The organism is Mycobacterium sp. 1274756.6 (assembly GCF_001668625.1).
Taxonomy (GTDB): domain Bacteria; phylum Actinomycetota; class Actinomycetes; order Mycobacteriales; family Mycobacteriaceae; genus Mycobacterium.
Genome location: NZ_LZLJ01000034.1, coordinates 26,719 through 49,671 on the forward strand (window position 1 = coordinate 26,719; position 22,953 = coordinate 49,671).

Sequence of the window (22,953 nt, forward strand, 5' to 3'; positions counted from 1 at the left end):
AGAGCCAGACATCAGGGGGCGGGATGAAGAAGTTCCTCTCGGGGTTCGCTGTGCTGATAACGGCTGGTACCACAGGGTGTTTCGGCATCGGGTCGGCACGCGCCGACGATCCGCCCCCTCCGCCACCGGCCGATCCCGGCACCGCGTACGCCTTGGGTGGAGCTCATGTGCTGGGCATCCCCTACGACGAGTACATCCGTCGGACCGGGGAGCACTGGTTCCCCAACATGAAGCGGGTGAAGGTCGACTACCCGGCTGGTCAGGTTCAGGGGCACACCCTTGAGCGGTTCTTCCCCGGGATCGGTCCGATCGGTGAGGAGATCCATCCCGGCCTCGGGCTCGACGGCCCCAGCATCGGTGAGTCCGTCGTCGTCGGCGAAGACAACCTCGACGCCGCCATCCGCGCCGGCGGCCCCGGCACGGCGATGGGACTGTCGGAGGGCGCACTCGTGCTCGACGCGGTGAAAGCGCGGCTGGCCAACGATCCGACCGCGCCGCCGCCGGACCAACTGAATTTCGCGACGTTCGGCGATCCGCTGGCCAAGCACCCCTTCGGCGAGGGCTTCCTGACCCAGGTATTCCCCCCGGGCAGCGTCGTGCCGTTCATGGACTACCCGATGCCGCAACCGGTGGAGAGCCAGTACGACACCTACCAGTTCGTCTCCGCCTACGACAGCATCGCCGATTTCCCGGACCGGCCGGACAACTTGTTCGCCCTGGCCAACTCGATCGCGGGTCTGGCAACCGGTCACACCGCCGTCGCGTTCACCGACCCGAGCATGGTGCCCGCACAGAACATCAGGACGACGGTGAACTCCCGGGGCGGTAAGACGACGACGTACATGATTCCCGAGCAACATCTCCCGCTGGTCTTCCCCTTCAAATACCTCGGGTACGACGAGGACACCCTGAACCGACTCGATGCGATCCTGATGCCGCGGGTGAACGCAGGCTATTCGCGCAACGACGATCCGGCGACCGCCCCGGTGCAAGTGGATCCGGCGCACGGCTTCGACCCGATCGAAGTCACCGCACCGGCCAACGCGGCGACATTCGGTGGCGGTGGCGCCGGTGGCGACGACCCGATCTCCGAGCTCATCGACAGCGTCATGTCGCTCATGACTCCCGGCGCCCCGTGACCCCGACCGCAACGGATTCGATGACGGCGACGACGATTAATCAGTCATCCATTCTCTCGATCCTGCATGGCCGCGCGAGCTTGCGGCCTAATGACATCGCGTTCACCTTCACCGATTACGAGAAGGATCACGCGGGAGTTGCCGAGGATCTCACCTGGTCCCAGCTGTCGCGCCGCACGATGGCGTTGGCAGGCCAGCTCAGCGGTTACGCATCGCCGGGGGACCGCGCGGTGATCCTGGCTCCGCAGAGCCTGTCGTACATTCTGGCGTTCCTGGGTGCCATGCAGGCCGGGTTGATCGCGGTGCCGTTGCCGCTGCCGAATCGCGGGTCGAGCCATGAGCGGGTGAGCGCGGTCTTGGCCGACACCTCCCCCGCTGTCATCCTCACCACCTCGGCGGCCACCGCTGACGTCCGCGACTATGTCGCCGAAGCGGGTCTGGACACCGCGCCGACGGTGATCGAGGTCGACGCGCTGAACCTGGACGGCGGCGCCGCGGAGTCGAACCTCCTGGTCGCCGACACCCCACACATCGCATACCTGCAGTACAGCTCGGGATCGACCCGGGCGCCGACCGGGGTGATGATCTCCCATCGCAACCTGCAGGTGAATTTCGATCAGTTGATGCGCTGCCTCTTCGCCGACTCCGGCATCACCGTCCCCCCCACCGCCACGATGGTGTCGTGGTTGCCCTTCTACCACGACATGGGCCTGGTGCTGGGTGTCTGCGCGCCCATCCTGGGCGGATTCCGCGGTCAGCTGTCCAGCCCGGTGGCGTTCCTGGAACGGCCGGCGCGGTGGATGCGGGCGTTGGCCGAGAACCCGGCCGCGTTCTCCGGCGCACCCAACTTCGCCTTCGACCTCGCCGTGCGCAGCACCAGCGACAGCGACCTCGCCGGACTCGACCTCGGCGGAGTCCTGGGCGTCATCAGTGGCGCCGAACGAGTCGAGCAGGCAACCCTGCGGCGGTTCGCGGATCGGTTCGCCGACTTCAACTTTCGCGATGTCATGTTGAGGCCGTCCTACGGCCTGGCGGAAGCGACCGTCTTCGTCACGAGCGGCACCTGGTGTGAATCCACGCCGCCGGCCCGATTCGACATCGACGAGTTATCCGCCGGGCGTGTGCAACGGTCTCCGGGCGGATCGGGCACCGCGCTGGTTCGCTACCGGCTGCCGCACTCCCCTTTGCTGCGGATCGTCGACAGCGACTCCCATCGCGAGTGCCCGCCGGACGTCGTCGGTGAGATCTGGGTGCGCGGCGACAATGTCGCCGACGGCTACTGGGGTGCCGGCCCGGAGAAGCAGCGCTGCTTCAACGCCGTTCTGCGCGATCCGACACCGGGCACTCCGGCGGACTCCTGGCTGCGCACCGGGGATCTGGGGTTCGTCTCCGACGGTGCGTTGTTCATCGTCGGCCGCATCAAGGACCTGTTGATCATTCGCGGCCGCAACCACTACCCCGAGGACATCGAAGCGACTGTTCAACGGATCACTCGCGGCCGGGTCGCCGCGGTCTCGGTCCCGATGGGCGGGACCGAGGAGCTGGTCACGGTGATCGAAGTGAAGCAGCCGGCGGGTTCCGCGCCGGAGGCGATGAGCCGGTTCGCCGGGGTCAAGTCCGAGGTCACCTCCGCGATATCCACCGCGCACGGCCTGAACGTCCGCGACATGGTGCTGGTGGCGCCCGGCTCGATCCCGACCACGACGAGCGGCAAGATCCGGCGCTCCGCCTGCGTCGAGCATTACCGGCAGAACCAGTTCACCCGCTTGGACGGCGAGTAGGCGTTCGGGCCGCGGGCCCGCTCGCGCGAGATCAGCCGGGCCGGTAGGGCCGGAGACGGTTCCCGGGATTTCCCGGAAACCGTCTCTGAGCTGCCGTGTTATCTGTCGGGCTGACAGGATTTGAACCTGCGACCACTTGACCCCCAGTCAAGTGCGCTACCAAACTGCGCCACAGCCCGGTGCCGCCCACTTGCGCCGGCGGCAGGTCGAAAGCCTACCGCAACCGCCCCGGAGCCAAGGAATCAGCGCACCCTCGGGCCGCATGCCCACGGCCGGCCCGTCCCGGTGACCGCGTAGGCTCGCCGTCGGTGGCCGTCCCGGCCGCGCAGCGTGACGAACACGAGGAAATCGCCCCATGGAGATCCCCTTCGCCGACGCGGTGCGTGACGCGGTCGCTCGGCGCCGGACGCCGCGCGAGATCGACGAGGAGGTCGACCACAGCGCCCACGTCGGGGCGGAGGTGGTCGAGGACGACCTCGACGTCACCGACGCCGCGCTGCTGTTGCAGAAGCTGGAGAACCGGCTGGTCCGCCACCACCTGCGCCACCCCGACGTGCTCGCCGACGAGGACCTGCGCAAGCTGCGCTACCTGCTCAACTTCGCCCGGCTGGCCGATTTCGAGCCCGGCGCGGCCGGCCCGGGCGGCACCCGCGGCCGCGGCGACGTCTCGGTCGGTGAGGAGCTGGCGCCCTGGCGCAGCAAGGTTGCTGACGCGCTGTTCGGGCCGCTGCGCGAAGAGCGCGACCCGGTCACCGCGCTGACCACCGCGCGGGAGGCGCTGGCCGCGCTCCGCGACGAGCAGGACGAGCAGCGAACCCAGCTGGCCGAGCGGCACGGCGACGAGTTCTCCCTCGCCGAACTCGACGCCGAGGTCGGCTACAAGAAGCTGGTCACGGTGCTCGGCGGAGGCGGCGGCGCCGGCTTCGTCTACATCGGCGGGATGCAGCGCGTGCTGGAAGCCGGCTACATGCCCGACTACCTCATCGGCTCCTCGTTCGGCGCGGTGCTCAGCGCGGTGGTCAGCCGCACCCTGCCGATACCGATCGACGACTACGTCGCCTGGGCCAAAACCGTGACCTTCCGCGCGATCCTCGGCCCGGAAACCCTGCGCCGCCGGCACGGGCTGACCGGCCTGTTCTCGCTGCGCTTCGACGACTTCGCCGACGCGATGTTCCGCCGCGAGGACGGCGAACGGATGCGCATGTCCGACGTCGCCATCCCCTACGACGCGGTGGTCGCCGGGGTGCGCCGCCAACCGTTCGCCGCGCTGCCGTCGCGATACCGCCAGCAGCGGCGCGCCGCGCTGCAGCTGCGCTCGCTGCCCTACCTGCCGATCGGGATCGGCCCGCAGGTGGCCGCCCGGCTGTGGCAGACGGCTGCGTTCATCGACCCCCGGGTCACCAAACCGATCGTCATCGGCGGGGAGAACCCGGACTACGACATCAACGTCGTCGACGCGGCATCGTTCTCCTCGGCGATCCCCGGCGTGCTGCACCACGAGTCCCGTGACCCGGCCATGTGGCCGCTGCTCGACGCCCTGTTGGAGGACAACGAGGCCGGCGCCCTGGTCGACGGCGGCGCGGCCAGCAACGTGCCGGTCGAACTGGCCTGGAAGCGGGTCCGCGACGGCCGGCTGGGCACCCGCAACGCCGCCTACCTGGCCTTCGACTGCTTCCACCCGCAGTGGGATCCCAAGCACCTGTGGCTGGTCCCGATCACCCAGGCGATCCAGTTGCAGATGGTGCGCAACGCCCCCTACGCCGACCACCTGGTGCGGTTCACCCCGACGCTCTCCCCCGCCAACCTGGCCCCGTCGGTCGCCTCGATCGAGCGTGCCTGCCAATGGGGCCGCAACAGCGTCGATCACGCGGTCCCGGTGGTGACCACGCTGCTCGAACCGACCTGGTGGGAAGGCGACCAGCCCGCCGCGCCCGGCCTGGCGGAGCCGGAGCACGCGAAATCGGTGGCCGCGTCGATGCAGTCGGTGATGGCCGCCATTCAGGCGCCGACCAACCGGTTCCGGCGGTGGCGCCAGCGCCGGGTGATGTGACGCGGTCGCGCAGCAGCCGTCAGCGCGCCTTGCGCTTCTCGCGCACCCGCACGTTGACCCGGATCGGGCTGCCCTCGAAGCCGAAGGTCTCCCGCAGCCGCCGTTCCAGAAACCGGCGGTAGCCGGCCTCCAAGAACCCGGTGGTGAACAGCACGAAGGTCGGTGGGCGGGCAGTGGCCTGGGTGGCGAACAGGATCCGCGGCTGCTTGCCGCCGCGCACCGGCGGCGGTGTGGCCGCCACCACCTCCTTGAGGAAGGTGTTGAGCCGACCGGTCGGGACCCGGGTGTCCCAGGACTCCAGCGCCGTCTCCAACGCGGGCACCAACTTCTGCAGGGCGCGCCCGGTCTTGGCGGAGATGTTGACCCGCAGTGCCCAGCCCAATTGCACCAGCTCACGGTCGATCTCGCGCTCGAGGGTGTAGCGGCGGTCCTCATCGACCAGGTCCCACTTGTTGAACGCCAGCACCAGCGCGCGGCCGGCGTCGCTGACCATCGACAGCACCCGCTGGTCCTGTTCGGTCAGCGGCTGGGAAGCGTCGATCAACACCACCGCCACCTCCGCGGCATCGATCGCACCGTGGGTGCGCACCGACGCGTAGAACTCGTGGCCGCTGGCGTGCCGCACCTTGCGGCGCAGCCCCGCGGTGTCGATGAACCGCCACACCTTGCCGCCCAGCTCGATCAGCGAGTCCACCGGGTCCACGGTGGTGCCGGCGACGTCGTGCACCACCGACCGCTCGTCACCGGCAAGCTTGTTGAGCAGGGAACTCTTGCCCACGTTGGGTTTTCCGACCAGCGCCACCCGCCGCGGCCCGCCGCCGCCACCGGCGGTCTCGGCGACTTCGGGCAACGCGGCGACCACCTCGTCGAGCAGGTCGGCCACTCCGCGACCGTGGATGGCGCTGATCGCCCACGGCTGCCCCAGCCCCAGCGACCACAGCGCGGCCGCGTCGGCCTCCCCCTTCTCGCTGTCGACCTTGTTGGCGGCCAGGAACACCGGCTTGCCGGCCCGGCGCAGGATCCGCGCGGCCGCCTCGTCGCCGGCGGTGGCGCCGACCACCGAATCCACCACCAGGATCACCGCGTCCGCGGTGCGCATCGCCACCGACGCCTGTTCGGCCACCAGTTGTTGCAGCCCCTTGGCGTCGGGCTCCCAGCCGCCGGTGTCCTGCACGACGAACCGGCGCCCGGTCCACGTCGCGTCGTAGGAGACGCGGTCGCGGGTCACCCCGGGCAGGTCCTGAACGACGGCTTCGCGCCGCCCCAGAATGCGGTTGACCAGCGTGGATTTGCCGACGTTGGGCCGGCCCACCACGGCGACCACCGGCGGGGGTCCGCCCTGGTCGATCTCGTCGTCGAACCCGGGGCCCTCCCCCAGCTCCCAGTCGCTCTCGTCGCTCCAGGTGCCGTCGAACTCCGAGGTGCTCATGGCCGAACTCCGTTGGCTTGGTTGACCAGGTCCAGCAGATGCTCGATCACCTGGGTTTGGGTCATGTCGCTGGTGTCGACGATCACCGCGTCATCGGCGGGCCGCATGGGTGCGGTGCTGCGGGTCGCGTCCAGGTGGTCGCGGCGCCGGACGTCGGCGAGGACGCCGGGATAGTCGTCGGCCAATCCCGCCGCGATGTTCTGGTCGTTGCGGCGGCGGGCCCGGGTTTCGGCCGAGGCGGTCAGGAACACCTTGCAGTGCGCATCGGGCAGCACCACGGTGCCGATGTCGCGGCCCTCCACGACCACCGCACCCGGACCGCCGGCCAGTTGCCGCTGCAGCGCCACCAGCCGGTCGCGCACCGCCGGCACCGCGGAGACCGCCGACACCACCGCGGTGACCGCACCGCCGCGGATCTCTTCCGAAACATCTTCGCCGGCAAGATAACAGCGGTCGGTGTCCACATCGGCACCCACCGAGATGTCCGCGGCGGCCACCGTGGCGGCGACGGCGTCGGCGTCGGCGGGGTCCACCCCGGCCCGCAGGACGGCCAGCGCCGCGATCCGGTACATCGCGCCGGTGTCCAGGAAGCGTGCCTGCAGCGCACGCGCCAACCCGCGCGACACGGTGGATTTGCCGGTTCCGGCGGGCCCGTCGATGGCGACGGTGATGTCGTTTTCCGGGCTCACAGTCCCACCGCCTTGTACAGTTCACCGATCTCGTTGCGGCGCAACGGCCGTAGGCTTCCGGGACGCTGGTCGCCGAGTGACACCGTCCCGATGTCGGTGCGCACCAGCTCCTGCACCGGGTGGCCGACCTCGGCCAGCAGCCGGCGCACGATGCGGTTGCGGCCCTCGTGCAGGATCACTCGCACCAGCGATTTCCCGGCGACGGCGTCGACCACCGCGAAGTGGTCCACCCGGGCCATCCCGTCGTCGAGTTCGATTCCGGCGCGCAGCTTCTTGCCCACCCCCCGCGGTACCGTCCCGGCGACGGTGGCCAGGTAGGTCTTGGGGACCTCGAACGACGGGTGCATCAGCCGGTGGGCCAATTCCCCGTCGTTGGTCAAAAGGATCAGCCCCTCGGTGTCGGCGTCGAGCCGGCCGACGTGGAACAGGTTCTTGGAGCCGCGCACCCGGTGTTCCACCAGATCCCCGATGCAGGGCCGGCCCCGGTCGTCGCTCATGGTCGACAACATGCCGCGCGGCTTGTTCAACGCCAGATAGACAAGCGAGTCGTCGACGCTGACCCGGGTGCCGTCGACCCGGATCACCGCCGTCGCCGGGTCCACCCGGGTGCCCAGCTCGGTCACCACGTCACCGTCGACCTCGACCCGGCCGTCGCGGATCATCTTCTCCGCCACCCGCCGCGACGCCACCCCGGCTTGTGAGAGCACCTTCTGCAGGCGCACCGGCTCGGTCATTTGTCCACGTCGAACTGGAGTGCGGGATCGGGCTGCTGCGCACCGTCGAGTTTGAGGAAACGCGGCTCGCTGTCGAGGGATTCGCTCAGATCGTCGATGGTGTCGACGTCGGGCAGCAGCGGCGCGATGTCGGGCAGGTCCGCCAGCGACGACAACCCGAGCCGCTCCAGGAACAGCTCGGTGGTCGCGAACGTGACGGCGCCGGTGTCGCTGTCGGCGCCGGCTTCGGTGATCAGTCCGCGCGCCAGCAGCGTGCGCATCACCGCGTCACAGTTGACCCCGCGCACCGCGCTGACCCGGGCGCGGGTCACCGGCTGGCGGTAGGCCACCACCGCCAGGGTCTCCAGCGCCGCGCGGGTCAGCTTGGAGCGGGCACCGTCGAGCAGCAGCCGTTCGACATAGGGCGCGTGCCGGGCGCGGGTGTAGAACCGCCAGCCGCCGCCGGCTTCGCGCAGTTCGATGCCGCTGTCGCGGCCGGTGAGCTCCTCGCCCATCGCCTGCAGCTTGGCGGCGATCCGGTAGGCGGGTTGTTCGGTGACCGCGGCCAACGCGTCGACGGTGATCGGGGTGTCGACCACCAGCAGCAGCGCCTCGAGCACCGCGCCGAGTTCGCCGTCTTCGAGTTCGGGGGCGTTGGCCACGTCGATGCCCAGCCCGCTGCCGGCCGTCTCCTCGGGGTCCTCAGGCGGTGCCTCGTCGCCGGTGGGGGCGCCGTTCAGCTCGCGGATGTCCTCCGCGTCGCCCGTCGCCGCCCCGCCGTTCCCGGTGTCGCCGGGGATCGTCATCTGCGCCACTCCTTGATCACGGCGCCGCTCGCGCTGCTCATGATTGATCCTTCAGCAGCTCATCGCCGGTCGGCCGTTCGCCGGTCCACGAAATCTGGAGCACTCCAAGCGGTTCTGCCTGGTCGAATGCTACCGCCCGGGCTCGATACAGTTCGAGCAGCGCCAGGAAACGCCCCACGATCTCGATCGGGGCGGCACAGTCGGCGACCAGCTCTCCGAAGGACGCCCAGGTGTCGGTGCCGCGCTCTTCGAGCATGGTCAGCAGCCGCTGCGCCTGCTCGGGCACCGACACCGTCAACTCGTGCAGGTGCCCGGTGGCCACCGTCGGCACCGGGCGCGGGGTGAAGGCCGCCGCGGCGATCTGGGCGAATCGCTCGGCGTCGACGCCCAGCATCACCTCGGGCAGCAGGTCAGCGAAGCGGTCCTCCAGCGACACCGCCCGCGGGTAGCTGCGCAGCGCCGCCGCCTCGAGTTCGGCGAACATCTGCGCGACGTGTTTGAACGCCCGGTACTGCAGCAGCCGCGCGAACAGCAGGTCGCGCACTTCCAGCAGCGCCAGGTCCTCCTCGTCGTCGACCTGGCCGGCCGGCAGCAGCCGGGCGGCCTTGAGGTCGAGCAGGGTGGCGGCGACCACCAGGAACGCGGTGGTCTCCTCCAGCCCCAACTGCGCGCCGATCTCGCGGGTGTAGCCGATGAAGTCGTCGGTGACCTGGTGCAACGCGACCTCGGTGACATCCAGGCGGTGCGCGAAGATCAGCTGCAGCAGCAGGTCGAACGGACCCTCGAAATTGGTCAGCCGGACCTGGAAGCCGTGTTGGGTGGCGGCGGTCTCGGCGGTCTCGCTGCTACTCACGCGCCGAATCGGTCGATGACCTCGCGGGCCAGCGCGCGGTAGGCCTCGGCGCCGCCGGATTTCGGCGCCCAGGTGGTGATGGGCTCGCCGGCGACGGTGGTCTCCGGGAACCGGACGGTGCGGGTGATGACGGTGTCGAAGACCAGGTCGCCGAAGCGCTCCACCACCCGGGCCATCACCTCCCGGGAGTTGATCGTGCGCGGGTCGAACCGGGTGACCAGGATGCCGCTGATGTCGAGCTTCGGGTTGAGCCGGTCGCGCACCTTCTCCACGGTGTCGGTGAGCAGCGCCAGCCCGCGCAGCGAGAAGTACTCGCACTCGGTGGGGATGAGCACCCCGTCGGCGCAGGCCAGCCCGTTGACGGTCAACAGCCCCAGCGACGGCTGGCAGTCGATCAGCACGTAGTCGTAGCGATCGAGCACCGGGTGCAGCGCGCGTCCGAGGGACTGTTCCCGGCCGACCTCGTTGACCAGCTGGATCTCGGCGGCCGACAGGTCGATGTTGCTCGGGACCAGGTCGACGTTTTTGATCCGGGTGCTCAACAGCACATCGTCGATGGACACCCGCGGCTCCACCAGCAGGTTGTGCACGGTGCGTTCCAGCTCGTAGTGCGGCACACCCAACCCGGCCGACAGCGCGCCCTGCGGGTCCAGATCGACCAGCAGCACCCGGCGGCCGTACTCGGCGAGCGCGGCACCGAGGTTGATCGTCGAGGTGGTCTTGCCCACCCCGCCCTTTTGGTTGCACATCGCGATCACGGTGGCCGGGCCGTGGGAGGTGCGCGGCTGCGGCTCCGGAATCGCCCGGGGTGGGCGGCCGGTCAGGCCCACGGTCGGGCCGCTGTCGGCGGTGTCGGTCATGCCCAGCCGTCACTCATCACACGAGCTGGGGCAAAGGCGCGGGCGCACATCAGCCCGAGTCTAACGGGTGGGTCCCGTCGGTAATCGCGAAAGCCGGGGTCGGGCATAGGGTGGGGTGATATGAGTCTGAAACGACGTCTGCCGTTCCTGCGCTGGTCGGTGCTGCGGATGCTGCCCGGTACCCGCAACATCGGCACCACCGGCCAGATCGGGGATGGCCGTGAAGCCGCGGCCGTCGACTACGTGCTGGCCCACGCGCGCGCCGGCGACCTCGACCACGTGCTGAGCACCATCGACCGGTTCGCCTACGACAAGTCGATGTTGATGAACATCGGCGACGAGAAGGGCCGGCTGCTCGACGCGGCGGTGCGCCGCGCCGACCCGAAGCTGGCCTTGGAGCTGGGCACCTATGTCGGCTACGGGGCGCTGCGCATCGCCCGGGCGGCGCCGGCGGCCCGGGTGGTCTCGGTGGAGTTAGCCGAGGCCAACGCCGCCAACGCCCGCCGGATCTGGGCGCACGCCGGGGTCGCCGACCGGGTCACGTGTGTGGTCGGGACCATCGGTGACGGCGGGCGCACCCTCGACGTGCTCGCCGAGCGGCACGGCTTCACCGCCGGGTCGCTGGACTTCTTGTTCCTCGATCACGTCAAGGACGCCTACCGGCCCGACCTGCAGCACATCCTGGAGCGGGGCTGGCTGCACCGCGGCTCGATCGTGGTCGCCGACAACGTGCTGGTGCCCGGCGCCCCGCAGTACCGCGCCTACATGCGCGAGCAGCAGGACGTCCTGTTCGACACCGTCGAACACAAAACCCACGCCGAGTACCAGACCCTGATCCCCGACCTGGTGCTCGAATCGGAGTTCCTGGGCTGAAATCAAGCGGTGCCGGCCGGCGGGCGGTCGCTCCCGGCGCCGTCGCCGCGGACCAGCAACCGTTTCATGATGCCTTCGGCGGCAGGCGGGCCGCCCCCCAACGACCCGCCTCGCGCCCCCGTCCGAAAGTTTCATCCCACGCCGAACCCAGCGCGTAGAGCAATCGATTACCCGAATCTCGCGGGCCGGCTACCGCCGCGGTGGTCTCGCCGCGATCACCGGGCACGCGGGTGGGCCCCGGCCCACACCTCGCGCAGTGCGTGCACGGTGACCAGCGTGTAGATCTGGGTGGTGGTCACCGAGGCGTGGCCGAGCAGTTCCTGGACCACCCGCACGTCGGCGCCGCCGTCGAGCAGATGGGTGGCAAACGAGTGCCGCAGGGTGTGCGGTGAGACCGCGGCGGTCAGCCCGGCGCGTTCGGCGGCGTCGTGCAGCACCTGCCAGGCGCTCTGCCGCGACAACCGCCCGCCGCGCGCGTTGAGGAACACCGCCGGGGTGCCGCGTCCGCGGCGGGCCAGCTCGGGGCGGCCCCGCACCAGGAAGGCGTCCAGGGCGGCCACCGCGGGCCGGCCGATGGGCACCAGGCGTTGTTTTCCGCCCTTGCCGTGCAGCAGGACCGACCGGTCGTGGGTGTCGATGTCGTCGACGTCGAGGCCGACCGCCTCGGAGATGCGCGCCCCGGTGGAATACAGCAGTTCCAGCAGGGCGCGGTTGCGCAGGGTGAGCGGCCCGTCGGAGGGGCTGTCCCCGCCGGCGGCCTCCAACAGGGCCAGCACCTCATCGACGGTGAGGCTTTTGGGCAGCCGGCGTCCGGCCGCCGGTGGGCGCACCGTGCGCGCCACGTCGAGTTCGGTGACCCCCTCGGCGGCGGCGAACCGGTGCAGCCCGCGCACCGCGATCAGGGCGCGGCCGGCCGACACCGCGGAGAGCGGCGCGAGGCCGGCGTCGTCGTCGCCGCGCTGCAACGCCACCACGAATTCGCTGACGTCGTTCTCGGTGACCTGGCCCAGGTCGTCGATGCCGCGGGCGCTCAGGTACTGCCCGTAGCGGCGCAGGTCGCGCCGGTAGGAGCTGAGGGTGTTGGCGGCCACGCCCCGCTCGATCGCCAGGTGGTCGAGGTAGCCGTCGAGTTGGGTGGTCAGGGCCGACGACGCGGCCTGCACGGTGGTCACGGCCGGTCCTGGCGGGCCCGGAAGGCGTGCGGCCGATCCACCCAGGGCGCGTCCAGCGGGCGTGGGGTGGCCGCGCCGTGGCGCACCGTGTGGGCGGCCAGGATGCCGGCGACCGCGATGGCGTTGACGATCTCGCCGGACAGCACCCGATTCAGCGCGTCGGCCAGCGGAAACCATCGCAGTTGCAGGTCGGCTTCCTCGTCGTGCGCCTCCGGGCGGTCGACCTCGGTCAGCCCGGTGGCCAGAAACACCCGCACCGACTCGTCGCTGAATCCCGGTGTCGAGTCCAGGTCGACGAGCACCTGCCAGGTCTCGGCCGCCAGCCCGGCCTCCTCGTGCAGTTCGCGGGCGGCGGTGCGGTGGGGTTCCTCCCCGGCCGTGTCGAGCAGCCCGGCCGGCAGTTCCCACAGCCGCCGGCCGATGGCCTGGCGGTACTGGTAGATCATCGGGATGTTGTCGTGGTCGTCGAGGGCGACCACGGCGACCGCACCGTAGTGTTCGACCACCTCGCGGGCGGCGATCTTGCCGCCGGGCATCCGCACCCGGTCGGTGCGCAGCGCGAAGATCTTGCCCCGGTGCAGCAGCTGCGAGGAGACGGTCTCGAATTCGTGGTCAGCCACGGGCTGCGGACTGGTGGACGGGATCGGGCAGGTGTTGCTCGGCGCCGTTGGCGTGGTGTTCGGGGATCTCCACCGGCAGCCGCTCGGCGGCCTTGTAGTCGATGGCGGCGCCGACGAAGGCCACGAACAGCGGATGCGGTCGGGTCGGCCGGCTCTTGAGCTCGGGGTGCGCCTGGGTGCCGACCAGGAACGGGTGCAGGTCGGCGTCGTACTCGACGAACTCCACCAGGTGGCCGTCGGGCGACGTGCCGGAGAAGACCAGCCCGCTTTCGGCGATCCGGTCCCGGTAGGCGTTGTTGACCTCGTAGCGGTGCCGGTGCCGCTCGGACACCTCGGTGGCCTGGTACGCCTGGGCCACAACGGAATCCGCTTTCAGCACCGCCGGGTAGGCGCCGAGTCGCATGGTGCCGCCGAGGTCGGCCTCGCCGGCGACGGCGTCCTCCTGGTCGGCCATCGTGGAGATGACCGGGTCGGGGGTGTCGGGGTCGAACTCCGCGGAGTTGGCCTCGGTGATGCCCACCGAGCGGGCCGCCTCGATCACGATGCACTGCAGCCCCAGGCAGAGTCCCAGCAGCGGGATGCGCCGGGTGCGGGCGTAGCTGATCGCGCCGAGCTTGCCCTCGATCCCCCGGATGCCGAACCCGCCGGGGATCAGCACGCCGTCGACGTCGCCGAGCATCGCGGCCGCGCCCTCCGGCGAGGCGCAGCTGTCGGAGGCCACCCAGCGGATCTCGACCTTGGTGCGGTGTTTGAACCCGCCGGCGCGCAGCGCCTCGGCCACCGAGAGGTAGGCGTCGGAGAGTTCGATGTATTTACCCACCAAGGCGATTCGGACCGATTCGTGAGAGTCGTGGACCCGGCTGAGCAGGTCGTCCCACTCGGTCCAGTCGACGTCGCGGAACGGCAGGTTCATCCGGCGGACCACGTAGGCGTCGAGTTCCTCACGGTGCAGCACCTTGGGGATGTCGTAGATCGACGGCGCGTCCGGGGTGGAGATGACGCCGTCGATGTCGACGTCGCACATCAACGCGATCTTCTCTTTGAGCGGTTCGGGGACCTCGCGGTCGCAGCGCAGGATCAGCGCGTCGGGAGTGATCCCGATGCTGCGCAACGCGGCCACCGAGTGCTGGGTCGGTTTGGTCTTGAGCTCCCCGGACGGCGCGAGATAGGGCACCAGCGACACGTGCAGAAAGAAGCAGTGGTCGCGCCCGACGTCGTGGCGCACCTGGCGGGCGGCCTCCAGGAACGGCTGGGATTCGATGTCGCCGACGGTGCCGCCGATCTCGGTGATGACCACATCGGGGCGGTTGCCGTCGCGGTCGGGTTCCCCCATCGCCAGGATGCGGCTTTTGATCTCGTCGGTGATGTGCGGGATCACCTGGACGGTGTCGCCGAGGTATTCGCCGCGGCGCTCCTTAGCGATCACCGTCGAGTAGACCTGCCCGGTGGTGACGTTCGCCGAGCTGGACAGGTCGCGGTCCAGAAACCGTTCGTAGTGGCCGACATCGAGGTCGGTCTCCGCGCCGTCCTCGGTGACGAAGACCTCGCCGTGCTGGAACGGGTTCATCGTGCCGGGGTCGACGTTGAGATACGGGTCGAGCTTCTGCATCGTGACGTGCAGTCCGCGGGCGATGAGCAGCTGACCGAGGCTGCTGGCGGTCAAACCCTTGCCCAGCGACGACGCGACGCCGCCGGTGACGAAGAGATAGTTGGTGGCGGTGTAGGGGTGCTTGCGCAATGCTGGCAACAGCCACCTCCGTGACGACGCGCAGGGCGAGATCTAGCTTGTGCTAGTGGGGCCTGCCGACCCACGGAATCTCACCTTAACACCCGCTGGGACGCGACGGTGTTGACACGCCCGGCCGCCCTACTGCGCGACGGTGACCGCGGTGGCGCCCGGCCCGATCCCGTACTGGCCGGGGTGCCCGCCGGCGATCAGATCGCCCAGCCCCAGCACCGCGGTGATCCGACCGGATTCGGTGTCGATGTCATCGACGGTGCTGATCACCGCGGCGGTCCCGGCATCGGCGCGGGCCACCGCGACCGCGGCGGTCCCAGCCGCCGATCCGTCCCGCCCGGCGAGCACGGTGCCCGATCCGTGCGGCGCCAGCGCGGCGGCGAACCGGGCCACCGTGGTGCCCTGGTTGCCGGCGTCCTCGCCCAAACCGCCCCCGGTGACCACCAGGGCGGTGTCGGCGGCGCCGAGCCGCTGGTCGCCGTAGGTGAGGAATCCGGTGTCGCGCAGGGCGGCGAGCACGGTCTCGCGTTGGTCGTCGTCGGCGGGTTTGCGGGCCGGGTCCCGGTTGATCAGCAGCGCGATGCCCAGCAGGTCACCGGCCTGCGAGCCCTGGTCGACCAGGGCGGGGTTGAGCTGGGCGCCTGCGGGCAGCACCGAGGCGGTCACCACCGAGCGCAGTTTCTCCGCGGAGTCGGCGTCGACGAACTCCTGGGTCAGTGACACCGTCCCGGTGACCGTGCCGCCGGCCAGCCCGGTGATGCGCGTGACCGCCGCCACGTCGCCCTGGTCCGCGTCGGGGGTGGTGAAGACGACCACCGACTTGCCCGCCAGAGCGTCGCGCACGATGCGCCCGGCAACCACGGAGTTGAAACCGTCGATGGCGCTGAGCTTTTCGTTCAGCGCGTTCTTCTCGTCGTTGAGTTCACTGATCTGAGCGCGCAGGTCCTTCTTCTCGGCGCGGATGCCGGAGAGCATCGAGTCGGACAGCAGCCCGGAACCGAGCACGACCCCGACCGCCAGCGCGAGGAACACCGCGGCCAGCGAAATCGCATGGTGGCGTAGAGATATCACCGCAGGCCCCTAGGTCAGAAAGCCCTGCACCCACAGCGAGAAGCGGTTCCAGTAGTCCAGGATCCAGTCCAGGACCGTGACGTCGGTGCGCGAGACCCACAACGCCACGATGACCGCGATCAGCATGGTGAACACCAGCAGCGCGATCGCGCCCGCCGAGACCCGGTTGCGGTACAAGGTGGCGACCGCTTTGGCGTCGACCAGTTTCTCCTCGACTTTGAGCCGGGTGAGGAACATCGACGGGTTGCTGTGCTGGCGGCTGCGGTCGAAGAACTCCTCGATGCTGGCGCTGTGCCCGGCGGTGACCAGCAGCGCCGCGCCGTGGTGGTCGGTGAGCAGCAACGCGAGGTCCATCGCCGAGCCGGCCGCCGGGAAGGTCATCGCCCCGACGCCGAGGTCCTGGATGCGCTCCAAGCCGGGCGCGTGACCGTCGGCGTCGGCGGGCAGCACCACCTGGGCGCCGCACTTGAGCACCTCGGTGCTGATCTGGTCGGGATCGCCCACGATCAACTGCGGCCGGTAGCCGCATTTGCGCAGCACGTCGGCGCCGGCGCCGACGCCCAGCAGGATCGGCTGGTACTCCTTGATGAATGGTTTGAGCAGCTTGAGGTCGTCGGCGGCCGACGGTTCGTCGCCGACGAGCACCACGTGGCGGCGCCGCAGGTTGATGTCGATGTCCGGGATGCCGATGCCGTCGATGAGCAGCGGGCTCTCGCTGCGGATGAACTCGATCGTGTTGCCTGCGAAGGCCTCCAGGTGGGCGACCAGCCCCGACTTGGCCTCGTGCATCATCTCGGCGATGTCGTGGTCCGCGCGTTCGACACCGCGCGCCAGCCGCCGGTCCCCGGTGTAGACACCGCCGTCGTGGAGCCGGATCTTGGCGCCGTCCTTGACCTTCTTGAACACCTCGGGTCCGGTCTCGTCGATGAGGGCTACCCCGTTGGCGACCAGCACCTCCGGGCCCTGATTGGGGTAGCGGCCCGAGATCGACGGCGCGGCGTTGACGACGGCGAGGACCTGCGCGTCGACCAGCGCGTCGGCGGTGATGCGGTCGAGGTCCTGGGCGTCGATGACGGCGATGTCGCCCGGGCAGAGCCGCCGCAGGAGCCGGTCGAGGTCGCGGTCGACCCGTGCAGTGCCCACAACACCGGGTCGCGAACTGTTACGGGAGAGCAGCGCTGACATCCTCATGCGGCGATTCTGGCGGTCATCGCCCGCCGAATCGGGGAGGCGCGCCGTAACAGGGGCCTCAAGAGTGATATCGCGTCACATCCGTCACAGGCTTGGTGGGTCGGTTTGCGGGGCGGGCTACCGGTCGGCGGTGTCCTTACCTCCGGGGGTGTCCTTGCGGGCGGCGGCGAGCAGTTCTCGGGCATGGGCGCGGCCGCTGTCGGATTCGCCGAGCCCGGCCAGCATCCGCGCCAACTCGGCGACCCGTTCCTCGTCGTCGAGGCGCCGGACGCTGCTGGCGCCCTCGGCGCCGGTCCCCTCGACGGTCAGGTGCACGTCGGCGTAGGCGGCCACCTGCGGCAGATGGGTGACGACGATGACCTGATGGGTGCGGGCCAGCCGGGCCAGGCGCCGACCGATCTGGACCGCGGCCCGCCCGCCGACACCGGCGTCGACCTCGTCGAAGACCATCGTGGTCCCGGCTGAGCGCGCGGTCGCGGTGGCCAGCACCACCTCCAGGGCCAGCATGACCCGGGAGAGCTCGCCGCCGGAGGCGCTTTTGGCCAGCGGCAGCACCGTGGTGCCGCGATGGGCGGTGAACCCGAATTCCACCTGGTCGATGCCGTCGGCGCCGGCGGCGACCACCTCCCCCGACGGCAGGGTCAGCGCGCCCGGGTCGTGGTCGGCGGCCGGCTGCGGGCTGACCGTGACGGTGAACTCGGCGTCGGCCATCGCCAGGCCGGTGAGTTCGGCGGTGATCGCCTCGGCGAGTGCGCCGGCGGCGCCGCGCCGCGCGTCGCTGAGTTGGACCGCTGCCGCGGCGACCTTCTCGCCCAGCTGCGCCACCCGCTGCTGCAGGGCGCTGACCGCCTCGTCGGAGACGTCGAGTTGGGCCAGCCGCTCCCGGGCCTGGCCGGCCCAGCCCAGCACCCCGTCGATGTCGGCGGCGTACTTGCGGGTCAGGGTGCGCAGTTCGGCCTGGCGGGCCAGTTTGGTCTCCAGGGTGCTGGCGTCACCGGGCAGGTCGGCCAGGTAGGCGCCGAGTTCGGTGGCGGCGTCGCCGACGACGGTCAGCGCACCGCCGAGTTGGTCGGCCAGCGCGCTGAGCGCGGTATCCCCGGCGGCTTCCAGCGCGGTTTTCGCCCGGCCGAGCAGGGCGGTGGCCGAGCGCTGGTCGGCCGGGAAATCGGCGTCGTCGGCGCCGGTCAGCGCCGCGCGGGCGGCGGCGGCGGCCTCGCGCAGGGTGTCGAGTTCGGAAAGCCGGCGGATATCGGTGCTCAGCGCGTCGTCTTCGCCCGGCTGCGGGTCGACGGTGTCGATCTCCTCCAGCGCGAAGGCCAGCCGGTCGGCTTCCTGGGCGAGGTCGCGGGCCCGGTCCCGGCGTTCGGTCAGGTCGCGGCGCGCCGCCAGCCAGCTGTCGCGCAGTTTGCGGTACTCCTCCAGCCGGGCGGTCACCCCGGCGAAGCGGTCCAGCGCGCCGCGCTGCTCGTCGGGGCGCAGCAGCCGCAACTGGTCGTTCTGGCCGTGCAGGGTGAGCAGGCCGGTGGTGAAGGCGCTCAGCGACTTGGCGGGGACGCTGCGGCCGCCGAGGTAGGCGCGGGAGCGGCCGTCCCGGCCGACCGAGCGCAGCGTGATCACGCTGCCGTCCTCGTCGCGGTCGGCGCCGGAGGCCTCCAGCAGGTCCGCGGCGGTGGTGGCGGTCGTCTCGTCGAGTTCCTCGGTGCTGAAGCGGCCCTCGACCAGGGCGCGGTCGGCGCCGGAGCGGACCCGGTTGGCGTCGGCGCGGGCCCCGCCGAGCAGGTGCAGCCCGGTCACCACCATCGTCTTGCCGGTGCCGGTCTCGCCGGTGAGCACGGTCAGACCGCGGCCGAACTCGGCGGTCGCGGCGCTGATGGCGCCGAGCGATTCGATGCGGATCTCGGTGAGCACGCGGCCCCGCCGTTACTGCCCGCGCCAGCCGGTGACCGGCAACCGGAACTTGCGGACGAGGCGGTCGGTGAACGGGGCGCTGTCCAGCCGGGCCCATTTCACCGGGATCGCGCCGCTGGTCACCTCCAGCCGGCCCCCGGCCGGCACCAGCATTTCCCGGCGGCCGTCGCAGAAGACCAGCGCATCGTGGCCGTTGGCCTCCAGTTCGATGGCGATGGCGGCGTGCGGGCTGGTCACCATGGGCCGGGCGAACAGGGCGTGCGCATTGTTGGGGACGACCAGGATGGCGTCGAGATCCGGCCACAGCAGCGGCCCGCCCGCGGAGAAGGCGTAGGCGGTGGACCCGGTCGGGGTGGAGATCAGCACGCCGTCGCAGCCGAACGTCGACACCGGCCGGGCGTCGACCTCCACGATGACGCCGAGCACCCCGAGCCGGGGCCCCTTTTCCAGGCTGGCCTCGTTGAGCGCCCAGCCGCGGTGGATGATCTCGCCGTCGGCGCGCACCGCCACGTCCAGGGTCATGCGGTCCTCGACCCGGTAGTCGCGGGCGATGACGTGGTCGAGCACGGTGTCGATGGCTTCGGCTTCGGCCTCGGCGAGGAATCCGATCCGGCCCAGGTTGACCCCCAGCACCGGGATGCCGGCGTTGTGGGCCAGTTCGGCGGCGCGCAGGAAGGTGCCGTCCCCGCCGAGGACGAGCACCAGTTCGCAGTCCTCGGCCGCGCTGTCGTCGGCGTCGACGACCTCGATCTCCACCCCCATGGCCCGCATGTCGTCGGGCGCCAGGTGCAGCGAGCCGCGGTCAACGGCCTCCGCGGTGAGCACCCGCAGCGCGATCCCGTGCTCGCCGAGGACCTTCTCCACTCGCCGCGCGGTGTCGGTGGCCTCCTCCCGGCCGGTGTGGATGACCAACAAGATGGTGCGTTCCGCGCTCATTGCGGTCCCTCCGCGACAGCTCGCTGCACGGCCGCGGCCAGATCCGCCCCGGCCAACGGCCGGTCGGTGCGGGCGCGCAGCCGCAGGAAATATTCGACGTTGCCCGACGGGCCGGGCAGGGGGCTGGCGGTGACGCCGACGGTGTGCCAGCCGCGCTGCTGGGCGTGACCGGCGACGGCGAGCACCGCCTCGGCGCGCTGCTCGGGTGCATGCACCACGCCCCCGGCGCCGACCTGGCCCTTGCCCACCTCGAATTGCGGTTTCACCATGGGCACGATATCGGCGTCGGGAGCGGCGCAGGCGATGAGTGCGGGCAGCACCGTGGCCAGCGAGATGAACGACAGGTCGGCGACCACCAGGTCCACGGCGCCGCCGGTTTGCTCGGCGGTCAGGTTGCGCACGTTGGTCCGTTCCAGCACCGTCACCCGCGCGTCGGAGCGCAGCGGCCAGGCCAGCTGCCCGTAGCCGACGTCGACGGCGACGACTTCGCGTGCCCCGCGGTCCAGCAGCACTTCGGTGAATCCGCCGGTCGAGGCGCCGGCGTCCAGGCAGCGTTTGCCATTCACGTCGATGGCGAAGGCGTCCAGGGCGCCGATGAGCTTGTGCGCGCCGCGCGAGACCCAGCCGCGTTCGCCGTCGGTGGCGATGGTCAGCTGCGCGGTCAGGTCGACCGCGGTGGCCGCCTTGACCGCGGGCATGCCGTCGATGCTGACCTTGCCCGCGCTGATCAACTCGGCGGCCTGCTGGCGGGAGCGGGCCAGTCCGCGGCGGACCAGTTCGACATCAACGCGGCTGCGTCGTGCCACGGGACACTCAGCCCTTCTCCACCGATTCCAGGGCGTGCACCAGGACGTCGTGGGCCTCGGAGAGGCGGCGCGCGATGTCGTCGAGGTCGGCGTCGATCGGCGCGGAGCCGTCCGCGTCGACCTGCGGGAGCGGGGCGAGCAACGCATCGATCTGGGCACGGATCTGGTCGGGTTCGGTCGTCATGACGGCTCTCACGCTAGTCGATCCGGATCGTTGAGCAGCGACCAGCGCTGCAGGGCGTCGTGTGCCGCGGCGTCACCGGCGGCGATGGTCGCCGTCCCGGCGTCGAGTCCGGCGTCCCAGACCGCGCGGGCCACGGCCCGCACCACGGCCAGCGGGTCGGGGTCCTCGGCGTCGGAGTCGGCCGCGGTGACGGTCACCACGGTGTCTTCGACGGCGATCCGCCAGGCCGGGTGGGCGGCGATCGCCAGGTCGGAACTGGCGCGGTGCAGGCAGCGTAGATCCGCCGCGAGGTAGGTGGGCCGTTCGCCGGGGATGGCGTGCACGGCGTCGCGGGCGGTGTTGACGCCGGTGAGCACCATCAGGCTGGGCAGTCCGGTGTTGTTGGCGCCGGCGATGTCGGTGTCGAGGCGGTCGCCGACCACCAGGGGGGTGGTGAACTCGCCGCGCTTCAGGGCGTCTTTCATCAGCGGCGGTGCGGGTTTGCCCGCCACGTCGGGTTCGGTGTCGGTGGCGGCCCGCAACGCCGCGACCATCGCGCCGTTGCCGGGTAACAGGCCCCGCTCCGACGGCAGGGTGCGGTCGACGTTGGTGGCCAGCCAGTGGGCGCCGGCCCGGACCGCCAGTGCGGCTTCGGCCAGCTGCGGCCAGCCGGTCGTCGGGGAGTGGCCCTGCACGACCGCGACCGGGTCGTCCTCGAAACGGCGGACCGGCCGCAGCCCCACCTCGGTGATTTCGGCGGCCAGCGAGTCGGTGCCGACGATGAGCACCGGGGAGCCGGGCGGCAGCCGGGTGGCCAGTAGCCGCGCGGCGGTCTGGGCGCTGGTGACGACGTCGGCGTCGGCCGCGTGGAAGCCCAGCTCGCGCAGGTGGGCGGCGACCTCCGCGGCGGTCCGGGAGGCGTTGTTGGTGATGAACAGGGTGCGCCCGGCGGCGCGGTCCAGGGCGTCGACGGCGCCTTCGGTGGGCTGGTGGCCGCGAAACACCGTCCCGTCGAGGTCGAGCATCAGGCAGTCGTATTCGTCAGCGAGGGTTCCCATCTCAGGCCAGCTCACTGATTCGGTCTTCGGCGTCGGTGACGCCGTCGGTGTCCGCGGCGGCCGACCGGAGGAACCATTGCAGCGCTTCGTCGCGGCGGTCGAGTGCGAGCAGGGTGTCGGCGTAGGCATAGAACAGTCGCGCCGCGGTGGGCCCGGTGCGGTCGGGATCCAGCTGCGGGGTCGACAACAGCGTCAGCGCGGCGTCGAGCTGGCCGAGGTCGGCGCGGGCGCCGGCGGCGACGATGCGCAGTTCGTCGGCGTCGTCGCCCTCGAGTTGGGCGGCTTCGGGTCCGCGGGCCAGGTCGATGGCGCGTTGGGGGCGGCCGAGGCCGCGTTCGCAGTCGGCGATGACCGGCAGCAGCGCTGATTTGCTGCCCATCCGGCGCGCGGCGCGCAACTCGGCCAGCGCCTGCGCCCAGTCGCCGCAGTGGTAGGCCGCGATCCCGACGGCTTCGCGAACCGCGGCGATGCGTGCCGCCCGGGCGCGTGCGGCGCGGGCATGTTCGAGGGCGGCGTGCGGGTCCTCGTCGAGCAGCGTGCCGGCCACGACCAGGTGCCGGGCCACCGCGTCGGCGGTGAAGCGGTCCAGCGTGGACAGTTCGCGCCGGATCTCCGGGGCCAACTGCTTGGCCTCCACGTCCTCGGGGATCGGTGGGCCGGCCGGCGCGGGCCGGGTATCGGGGTCGGCGCCGGCCTGGGGTTGGGTGCGGGGGGCGCGGCCGGGGCCGGAGGAGCGTGGTGCCTGCCGCTTGGGGCGTGGGCCGCGCCGGGGGCCGTCCGCCGCCGGGCCCGGCCGGCGTTCGCCGCCGTTGCGTTCGGTCACCATTGCCGCCTTTCGCGTCGTGTTCCGCGCCGACGGGTAACGGGTACGGGCCGCCGGCGCCGACTCAATTGCGTCGGGCCGCCGCGCCATTTCCGATATCGCATTGCGTTATCGGCGTATCCGGGTCGGGCGACCCGTGCCATTCTTGTTTTTTATACACCTGTGCCCCCCAACAAAAGTGGGGGGCACAGGTGGTGTGTGTGTTCGGCGGTGTCCTACTTTTCCACCCGGGTTGGGTAGTATCATCGGCGCTGGCAGGCTTAGCTTCCGGGTT

The 22,953-nt window shown here is 70.9% G+C and carries 21 protein-coding genes and 1 tRNA gene; 4 read left to right on the forward strand and 18 right to left on the reverse strand.

Translation table 11 applies throughout. The features are described 5' to 3' along the window. Nucleotides 1-23: 23 nt before the first annotated feature. A complete protein-coding gene (pe, locus tag A5643_RS04300; protein WP_082948716.1) occupies nt 24-1,139 on the forward strand; it encodes an acyltransferase PE in 1,116 nt (371 codons plus the stop codon). A gap of 35 nt (nt 1,140-1,174) precedes the next feature. Further along, nucleotides 1,175-2,920 (forward strand): AMP-binding protein, encoded by a 1,746-nt coding sequence (locus tag A5643_RS04305; protein WP_197497642.1) that lies wholly within the window; start codon nt 1,175-1,177, stop codon nt 2,918-2,920. Between the two features lie 105 nt (nt 2,921-3,025). Here the strand turns inward: A5643_RS04305 and A5643_RS04310 are convergent. Further along, nucleotides 3,026-3,099, reverse strand: a tRNA-Pro gene (locus tag A5643_RS04310). Nucleotides 3,100-3,275: 176 nt separating this feature from the next. Here A5643_RS04310 and A5643_RS04315 point away from each other — a divergent pair. Further along, nucleotides 3,276-4,970: a patatin-like phospholipase family protein gene (locus tag A5643_RS04315; protein ID WP_066852291.1), complete on the forward strand. Its 1,695-nt coding sequence runs from the start codon at nt 3,276-3,278 to the stop codon at nt 4,968-4,970. 19 nt (nt 4,971-4,989) lie between these two features. Here the strand turns inward: A5643_RS04315 and der are convergent, their stop codons facing one another. Genes der through A5643_RS04345 form a run of 6 tightly spaced genes read right to left on the reverse strand, consistent with a single transcriptional unit; the run spans nt 4,990 to nt 10,320 of the window. Further along, complete coding sequence (gene der, locus A5643_RS04320) at nt 4,990-6,399, reverse strand: ribosome biogenesis GTPase Der (protein ID WP_066852293.1); 1,410 nt, start codon at nt 6,397-6,399, stop codon at nt 4,990-4,992. Beyond that, nucleotides 6,396-7,088, reverse strand: a complete 693-nt coding sequence (gene cmk, locus A5643_RS04325; RefSeq protein WP_066852295.1) for a (d)CMP kinase — start codon at nt 7,086-7,088, stop codon at nt 6,396-6,398. Before cmk ends, der begins: the two co-directional genes overlap by 4 nt. Continuing rightward, nucleotides 7,085-7,822, reverse strand: coding sequence for a pseudouridine synthase (locus A5643_RS04330; protein ID WP_066852297.1), 738 nt, complete (start codon nt 7,820-7,822; stop codon nt 7,085-7,087). Before A5643_RS04330 ends, cmk begins: the two co-directional genes overlap by 4 nt. After that, complete coding sequence (gene scpB / locus A5643_RS04335) at nt 7,819-8,607, reverse strand: SMC-Scp complex subunit ScpB (protein ID WP_082948718.1); 789 nt, start codon at nt 8,605-8,607, stop codon at nt 7,819-7,821. The genes A5643_RS04330 and scpB overlap by 4 nt, the downstream gene beginning before the upstream one ends. A 37-nt stretch (nt 8,608-8,644) precedes the next feature. Next, a complete protein-coding gene (locus A5643_RS04340) occupies nt 8,645-9,469 on the reverse strand; it encodes a segregation/condensation protein A (RefSeq protein WP_502686204.1) in 825 nt (274 codons plus the stop codon). Then, entirely contained in the window at nt 9,457-10,320 is an 864-nt protein-coding gene (locus tag A5643_RS04345; RefSeq protein ID WP_066852303.1) for a ParA family protein, read from the reverse strand. Before A5643_RS04345 ends, A5643_RS04340 begins: the two co-directional genes overlap by 13 nt. Nucleotides 10,321-10,440: 120 nt before the next feature. On the opposite strand from A5643_RS04345, the gene A5643_RS04350 reads away from it, so the two are divergent. Beyond that, nucleotides 10,441-11,193 carry an O-methyltransferase gene (locus tag A5643_RS04350; protein WP_066852305.1) on the forward strand — a complete coding sequence of 251 codons (753 nt, stop codon included), beginning with the start codon at nt 10,441-10,443 and terminating at the stop codon, nt 11,191-11,193. A 215-nt stretch (nt 11,194-11,408) separates the two neighbouring features. Here A5643_RS04350 and xerD read toward each other — a convergent pair whose 3' ends face one another. From xerD to A5643_RS04400, 11 genes are all read right to left on the reverse strand, one after another. Further along, a complete protein-coding gene (gene xerD / locus A5643_RS04355) occupies nt 11,409-12,335 on the reverse strand; it encodes a site-specific tyrosine recombinase XerD (protein WP_156628522.1) in 927 nt (308 codons plus the stop codon). A gap of 26 nt (nt 12,336-12,361) precedes the next feature. Next, entirely contained in the window at nt 12,362-12,985 is a 624-nt protein-coding gene (locus tag A5643_RS04360; RefSeq protein WP_066852309.1) for an NUDIX domain-containing protein, read from the reverse strand. After that, the gene (gene pyrG / locus A5643_RS04365; protein WP_066852311.1) at nt 12,978-14,723 is read right to left on the reverse strand and encodes a CTP synthase; all 1,746 of its coding nucleotides are present in this window, start codon (nt 14,721-14,723) and stop codon (nt 12,978-12,980) included. Before pyrG ends, A5643_RS04360 begins: the two co-directional genes overlap by 8 nt. A 129-nt stretch (nt 14,724-14,852) precedes the next feature. Continuing rightward, nucleotides 14,853-15,794, reverse strand: coding sequence for a copper transporter (locus A5643_RS04370; RefSeq protein ID WP_066852313.1), 942 nt, complete (start codon nt 15,792-15,794; stop codon nt 14,853-14,855). 9 nt (nt 15,795-15,803) lie between these two features. Beyond that, the gene (steA, locus tag A5643_RS04375; RefSeq protein WP_066852315.1) at nt 15,804-16,985 is read right to left on the reverse strand and encodes a putative cytokinetic ring protein SteA; all 1,182 of its coding nucleotides are present in this window, start codon (nt 16,983-16,985) and stop codon (nt 15,804-15,806) included. Nucleotides 16,986-17,102: 117 nt separating this feature from the next. Then, a complete protein-coding gene (gene recN, locus A5643_RS04380; protein ID WP_066852317.1) occupies nt 17,103-18,893 on the reverse strand; it encodes a DNA repair protein RecN in 1,791 nt (596 codons plus the stop codon). A 12-nt stretch (nt 18,894-18,905) separates the two neighbouring features. After that, a complete protein-coding gene (locus A5643_RS04385; protein ID WP_066852319.1) occupies nt 18,906-19,829 on the reverse strand; it encodes an NAD kinase in 924 nt (307 codons plus the stop codon). Beyond that, nucleotides 19,826-20,635, reverse strand: a complete 810-nt coding sequence (locus A5643_RS04390) for a TlyA family RNA methyltransferase (protein WP_066852321.1) — start codon at nt 20,633-20,635, stop codon at nt 19,826-19,828. The genes A5643_RS04385 and A5643_RS04390 overlap by 4 nt, the downstream gene beginning before the upstream one ends. 7 nt (nt 20,636-20,642) lie before the next feature. Continuing rightward, nucleotides 20,643-20,819: a hypothetical protein gene (locus A5643_RS18395; RefSeq protein WP_197497639.1), complete on the reverse strand. Its 177-nt coding sequence runs from the start codon at nt 20,817-20,819 to the stop codon at nt 20,643-20,645. A gap of 8 nt (nt 20,820-20,827) precedes the next feature. After that, on the reverse strand, nt 20,828-21,856 hold the full coding sequence (locus A5643_RS04395) for an HAD-IIA family hydrolase (protein ID WP_066852323.1): 1,029 nt from the start codon (nt 21,854-21,856) through the stop codon (nt 20,828-20,830). Between the two features lies 1 nt (nt 21,857). Then, nucleotides 21,858-22,682, reverse strand: a complete 825-nt coding sequence (locus A5643_RS04400) for a tetratricopeptide repeat protein (protein ID WP_197497640.1) — start codon at nt 22,680-22,682, stop codon at nt 21,858-21,860. Nucleotides 22,683-22,953: the final 271 nt, after the last annotated feature.

What these genes read in the sequence shown, in the direction of transcription:
- A5643_RS04395 (WP_066852323.1), bottom strand. Translation starts at nt 21,856, where the DNA reads ATGGGAACCCTCGCTGACGAATACGACTGCCTGATGCTCGACCTCGAC.
- der (WP_066852293.1), bottom strand. Translation starts at nt 6,399, where the DNA reads ATGAGCACCTCGGAGTTCGACGGCACCTGGAGCGACGAGAGCGACTGG.
- A5643_RS04350 (WP_066852305.1), top strand. Translation starts at nt 10,441, where the DNA reads ATGAGTCTGAAACGACGTCTGCCGTTCCTGCGCTGGTCGGTGCTGCGG.
- scpB (WP_082948718.1), bottom strand. Translation starts at nt 8,607, where the DNA reads ATGACGATCCCCGGCGACACCGGGAACGGCGGGGCGGCGACGGGCGAC.
- A5643_RS04330 (WP_066852297.1), bottom strand. Translation starts at nt 7,822, where the DNA reads ATGACCGAGCCGGTGCGCCTGCAGAAGGTGCTCTCACAAGCCGGGGTG.
- A5643_RS18395 (WP_197497639.1), bottom strand. Translation starts at nt 20,819, where the DNA reads ATGACGACCGAACCCGACCAGATCCGTGCCCAGATCGATGCGTTGCTC.
- A5643_RS04345 (WP_066852303.1), bottom strand. Translation starts at nt 10,320, where the DNA reads ATGACCGACACCGCCGACAGCGGCCCGACCGTGGGCCTGACCGGCCGC.
- A5643_RS04315 (WP_066852291.1), top strand. Translation starts at nt 3,276, where the DNA reads ATGGAGATCCCCTTCGCCGACGCGGTGCGTGACGCGGTCGCTCGGCGC.
- A5643_RS04400 (WP_197497640.1), bottom strand. Translation starts at nt 22,682, where the DNA reads ATGGTGACCGAACGCAACGGCGGCGAACGCCGGCCGGGCCCGGCGGCG.
- pe (WP_082948716.1), top strand. Translation starts at nt 24, where the DNA reads ATGAAGAAGTTCCTCTCGGGGTTCGCTGTGCTGATAACGGCTGGTACC.
- A5643_RS04385 (WP_066852319.1), bottom strand. Translation starts at nt 19,829, where the DNA reads ATGAGCGCGGAACGCACCATCTTGTTGGTCATCCACACCGGCCGGGAG.
- steA (WP_066852315.1), bottom strand. Translation starts at nt 16,985, where the DNA reads ATGAGGATGTCAGCGCTGCTCTCCCGTAACAGTTCGCGACCCGGTGTT.